The organism is Streptomyces sp. NPDC002773 (genome assembly GCF_040295605.1).
Taxonomy (GTDB): Bacteria; Actinomycetota; Actinomycetes; order Streptomycetales; family Streptomycetaceae; genus Streptomyces.
Genome location: NZ_JBEOVO010000071.1, coordinates 1 through 5,304 on the forward strand (window position 1 = coordinate 1; position 5,304 = coordinate 5,304).

A 5,304-nucleotide genomic window follows, 5' to 3' on the forward strand; every position below is an offset into this window, starting at 1 on the left:
TTTGTGGTCTTCGTGGGTCGGGCGCCGGCGGGGGGTGCGCCCGGGGGGGCCCCCCCCCCCCCCCCCCCCGGGGGCGCCCCCCCCCCCGGGCCCCGGGGGGGGGGGGGGGGGGCCCCGGGGGGGGCCCCCGCCCCACGTCGTTCCCCCGGCAGAGCCTGTCCGGCGGAACGCCGAAGAATCACCCCTTCGGGGAGGCGCTCGGAGTGAACGGGGGAGTGTCAGGGGGCGCGTTCGCCCCGCCTGCGCCTCGGAGTGATCACGGCGACCTACCGTCGTCACCATGGGACGCGGGGACCTGGCGACGCTGGTACGGATCTGCGATCTGGCGGGCCGGGCGCGCGGCACCGGATTCCTCGCCGACCACCACGGAACGGTCGTCACCAGTCACGAAGCCGTCGACGGGCTCAGCCGTGTCCTCCTGCGGGCGCCCGGCGACCGGACCTGGCTCGCCGAGGCCGAGGCCGTCACCGCCCTGCCGGAGAGCGGCCTCGCCCTCGTACGGACCGAAGGACTCGGTGTCCGCCCGCTGCCGCTCGCGACCCGCCCCGAGATCGAACCCGGCACCTACGTACGGATCGCCGCCCACGGCTGGCGCGAGGCGCGGGTGCTCGGCCCCGCCACCGTCACGTACGCCGCCACCGACCGCCTCCACGCCCTCGCCGACGCCCTCGAACTCGCCATCGGCACCGAGGGCGCGGAGGCCCTCAGGCTCGGCGGAGACGCCGCCGGCGGCCCCGTCCTCGACACCGCCACCGGCACCGTCCTCGCCGTCCTCGGCACCGCCCTGCACGGCCACCGGAAAGCCGCCGGATACGCGGTGCCGCTCGTGGCGCCGCTCCGCCCCGAAGGCCCCCTGACCGCCCTCCTCCGGTGCAACGCGGCGACCGTCCCCGCCTACGGGCCCGACCTCAACCTCGCCGGGATCCTGGAGCTCACCGCCACCTCCACCGGACCCGTACGGGAAGCCGAGCACTGGCCCGAGCCCGTCGAACGCCCCGAGTGCGTCCGCGAGTTCGCCCGGTTCGCCGCCGGCGACGCCCCGGTCCTCGCGCTCGTCGGCGCACCCGGCACCGGCCGCACCACGGCCCTCTCCGCCCTCTGTGCCCGCCGCGCCCAGGGCGTCGCACCGGCACCCACCGTGCGGCTGCGCGGCGCCGACCTGCGCGACGCGGACCGCTCGGTCGCCGACGCCGTCGGCCGCGCCCTGCACCAGGCGGGCCGTATCGCCGCCGCCTCCGGGGCGCTCGGCGACACCACGGCCGCCACCCCGGAACGGGCCGCCGCCCTCGCCCACGAGGCGGGCCGCCCGCTCCTCGTCGTCCTCGACGGCCCCGAGGAGATGCCGCCGCTCCTCGCCCACCGGCTCGCCGACTGGACGGCGGCCACCGAGGACTGGCTCCGCGCCCACCACGTCCGGCTCGTCACCGCCTGCCGGCCCGAGCACTGGGAACTCGCCGGTGCCCTCTACACCCCGGGCGCACCGCACCGGCCCGCGGCCGGAGCCGGGGACGGAACACCCGCCGCGCTCGTCCTCGGCCCGTACACGGCGACGGAGGCACGGGCGGTACGCGAGGGGTACGGCCTCCGGGAGACGGACCTCGCCGAGGCCGACGCCCGCCACCCGCTGGCGCTGCGGCTGCTCGCGGAGGTACGGGCCGCGCTGCCGGGGGACGTGCCGGGACGGCCCGGCCGCGAGGAGATCTTCACCGCCTACCTGGACCTCCTGTGCCTGCGGATCGCCGTCCGGATCGCCGCGGGCTCCCGGCCACTCGTCCGGGGCGCCGCCGTACGCCGGCTCGCCGCGCGCGTCACCGGCCAGGTCCACGAGGCGGCCCGCCGGTGCCTCGGCCCGGGGCACGGCGTCCTCGACCGGCCCTCCTTCGAGGAGCTCTTCCCCTGGCGGGACGGCTGGGCGTCGGCCGTCCTCACGGAAGGCCTGCTCGTCCCCGCGGGCTCCGGCTACCGCTTCGCCCACGAGGAACTCGCGGACTGGGTACAGGCGGCACACCTGGACCTGGACGGAGCACTGCACGCGCTCCTCTTCCAGGGCCCGGCCGCCCTGGGGAGGGAGGGGCGGGACGACCGGACCGAGCCCGGCCCTCCGGCCCCCGGGCCGGAAGGGCCGGGCCGTCCGACCGAGTCCGGCCTCGCCGCCCTGGCGCCGGAAGGGCCGGGCCGTCCGCCCGAGCCCGGCTCCGCCGCCCTGGCGCCGGAAGGGCCGGACCGCCGGACCTATCGCGGCCCCGCCGCCCCGGCGCCGGGGGGCCCGGGCCGTCCGCCCGAGTCCGGCCCCGCCGCCCTGGCGCCGCAGGGGCCGGGCCGTCCGACCTATCCCGGTCCCGCCGCTCCGGCGCCGGAAGGACTGGACCACCGGACCGACCCCGATCCCGCCGCCCCGCCGGAAGGGCCAGGCCGTCCGACCCAGCCCGCCCCCGCCGCGCCCGGCACGGGCCGCCACCGCGCGCCCGCCGCCGTTCCCGCGCAGCGGACCCCCGACGGGGCGGCGTCCGCCCGCCCGCCGGTCGGGCGGGCCTCCGACCGGGCGACGTCCGACCACCCGCCGGCCGCCGCACCGCCCGTGCCGCGTCACCGCATCGGGCCGGTGCTCCAGTCGCTGCTGCTGCTCCACCGCGAGCGCGGCCCTGCGGCCCTCGCGCCCCGCCTCGCCGTGCTCGTGGAGGCCCTCGGTCGTTTCGCGGAGGAGGGCCGGGGCGCCCGTGACGACGGGCCCTGGTGGGCCTCGCGGCTGTTCCGGGAGAGCGTGCGGCGGTTGCCGGACCCCCGGCCGTATCTGCCCGCTCTGCGGCTCCTCGCCGACCGGATCGGGGGCCGGGCCGAGCGGCACGCCGTGTTCGCCGCGTTCGGGCCGGAGTTCTGGCAGGGGCTTCCGCTCGGGGAGGACGAGCGGATCGACCTGCTGCGGCGGCTCGTGCCCGCCGACCCGCCGCCCGCCCGGGAGACCGGCGGCGACCGGAGCCTCGACGCCGTCGCGGGGATGCTCGCCGCCGACCCCCGGGGCGTCCAGCCGCTCCTGTGCCGCTGGTTCGGCGACGACCGCCCTCTTCCCGCCGCCCCGCACGCGACCGTCGCCACCGCCGCCCAGGCCCTGCTGCACACCCATCGGGCCCTCGCCGTCGACGACCTGTGCGAGGCGCTCGTCGCCACCGCCCACCCGCTCGCCGACGGCCTCCTCGCCGCCCTCGCCGAGGACGAGCCCGCCGCCGTCTGCCGGGCCGTCGACCGGTGGGCCCACGACGACGGACGCCCGGAGCGGCGCGTCGCAGCCGCCACGTACGGCCACCTCGTCGCCGGTCACGCCACCACCTCCGCCGACCGCGAACTCCTCCGCTACGCCGCCCTCGCCCTGCTCGCCCGCCCCGGCGACCAGGCCCTCCACGGCGCCGCCCTCGGCCTCCTGATCCGCGACCCGCACACCCGTGCCCGCCATCTGCCCCGCGCCCTCGCCGAACCCCGGGTGCCCGCCGCCGCCCTCGTCGAAGCCCTGGCGGCCGACCCCGGGCCCGTACTCGCCGCCCTCCGGGACCGGCTGCACGGCACGGGCGAGGCCCCGGCCGCCGTCCTGCGCGCCCTCGCGGAGGTCGACGCGCCCGCGCTCGCCCGCCGGGTCGCCGTCCTCGTCCGCGAGTACACCGCCCGCCACCCCGAGGGCGCCGGGCACGTCGCCGACTTCGTCGACCGCCGCTTCGAGGACGGCCCGGCGGCGCGGGCCGTCCTCTACCCGCTGGTCGCCGGGCTCATCCGGGGCCGCCCCGCCCCGGTCCGCCGCGCCCTCGCGCCCGTCCTCGCCGCCCCCGGCACCGGCGCCTCCCGCCATCTGCGGGCCGAGCTGCTCGACGTACTCCTCGAACACGAGCGGTACGAGGCCGAGACGGGGGAGTCCACCGTCCTGGACGCCCTCCTGACGGCCGCCGCCGAGGGCGCGGAGCGCCGCAGCGAGCCGCGCACCAGGGAGCTCACGCACCGGACCGGCGCCCTGTGGGCCCGTACCCCCGAAGGCGCGCGGCGGCTCGACGCGGCCCTCGCGGGACTCGCCCGCGCCCGGCCCCCGTTCGCCGTGCTGATCGCCCGGTGGACGGTCGCCGCCCCCGCCGACTGGGTGCCGCTGCTCGGTCCCGACAGCCTCCAGGCCCTGCGGGACCACGGCACTTCCATGCCGATGCGAGCCGACGGCCGTGGGCATGGCAGTCTTAGACCTGCGTAATCGGCGAACAGGCGGACGAGGAGCGGTCACAGTGCAGCGCTGGCGTGGCTTGGAGGACATTCCCCAGGACTGGGGACGCAGCGTCGTCACCATCGGCTCCTACGACGGTGTGCACCGCGGGCACCAGTTGATCATCGGGCGGGCCGTCGAGCGCGCCCGTGAGCTCGGCGTGCCGTCCGTCGTGGTCACCTTCGACCCGCACCCCTCCGAGGTCGTGCGGCCCGGCAGCCATCCGCCGCTGCTCGCCCCGCACCACCGGCGTGCCGAGCTGATGGCCGGCCTCGGTGTGGACGCGGTGCTCGTGCTGCCGTTCACCGCCGAGTTCTCCCAGCTGTCCCCGGCCGACTTCATCGTGAAGGTCCTCGTCGACAAGCTGCACGCCAAGGCCGTCATCGAGGGCCCCAACTTCCGCTTCGGGCACCGCGCCGCCGGGAACGTCGCCTTCCTGACCGAGCTCGGCGCCACCTACGACTACGAGGTCGAGGTCATCGACCTGTACGTCAGCGGCACGGCCGGCGGCGGTCAGCCCTTCTCCTCCACCCTCACCCGCCGACTCGTCGGCGAGGGCGACATGACCGGGGCGGCCGAGATCCTGGGCCGACCGCACCGCGTCGAGGGCATCGTCGTCCGCGGCGCGCAGCGCGGCCGCGAGCTCGGCTTCCCGACGGCCAACGTCGAGACCCTCCCGCACACCGCGATCCCGGCGGACGGCGTCTACGCGGGCTGGCTGACGGCCGCGGGGGAGCGGATGCCGGCGGCCATCTCGGTCGGCACGAACCCGCAGTTCGACGGCACGGAGCGGACGGTGGAGGCGTACGCGATCGACCGCGAGGGCCTCGAACTGTACGGGCTCCACGTGGCCGTGGACTTCCTGGAGTACGTACGCGGGATGCTCAAGTTCGACACCCTGGACGACCTGCTCCTGGCGATGGCGGGCGACGTGAAGCGCTGCCGTGAGCTGACCGAGGCGTACGACCGGGAGCACCACCCGGCGGTCTGAGACCCACACGGCCGATCCCCATCGGGGACCTGGGCGGCAGCCTGCGTGTCGAACTCAACCATTCCGACCCCGGTGTACTGCC

At 77.9% G+C, this 5,304-nt stretch carries 2 protein-coding genes; both read left to right on the forward strand.

Annotated features, from left to right (window positions below):
• The first annotated feature begins 280 nt into the window (after window positions 1–280).
• On the forward strand, window positions 281–4,222 hold the full coding sequence (locus ABT034_RS35155) for a trypsin-like peptidase domain-containing protein (protein WP_351221174.1): 3,942 nt from the start codon (window positions 281–283) through the stop codon (window positions 4,220–4,222).
• A gap of 31 nt (window positions 4,223–4,253) precedes the next feature.
• Window positions 4,254–5,222, forward strand: coding sequence for a bifunctional riboflavin kinase/FAD synthetase (locus tag ABT034_RS35160; RefSeq protein ID WP_351221175.1), 969 nt, complete (start codon window positions 4,254–4,256; stop codon window positions 5,220–5,222).
• The last annotated feature ends 82 nt before the right edge of the window (window positions 5,223–5,304 follow it).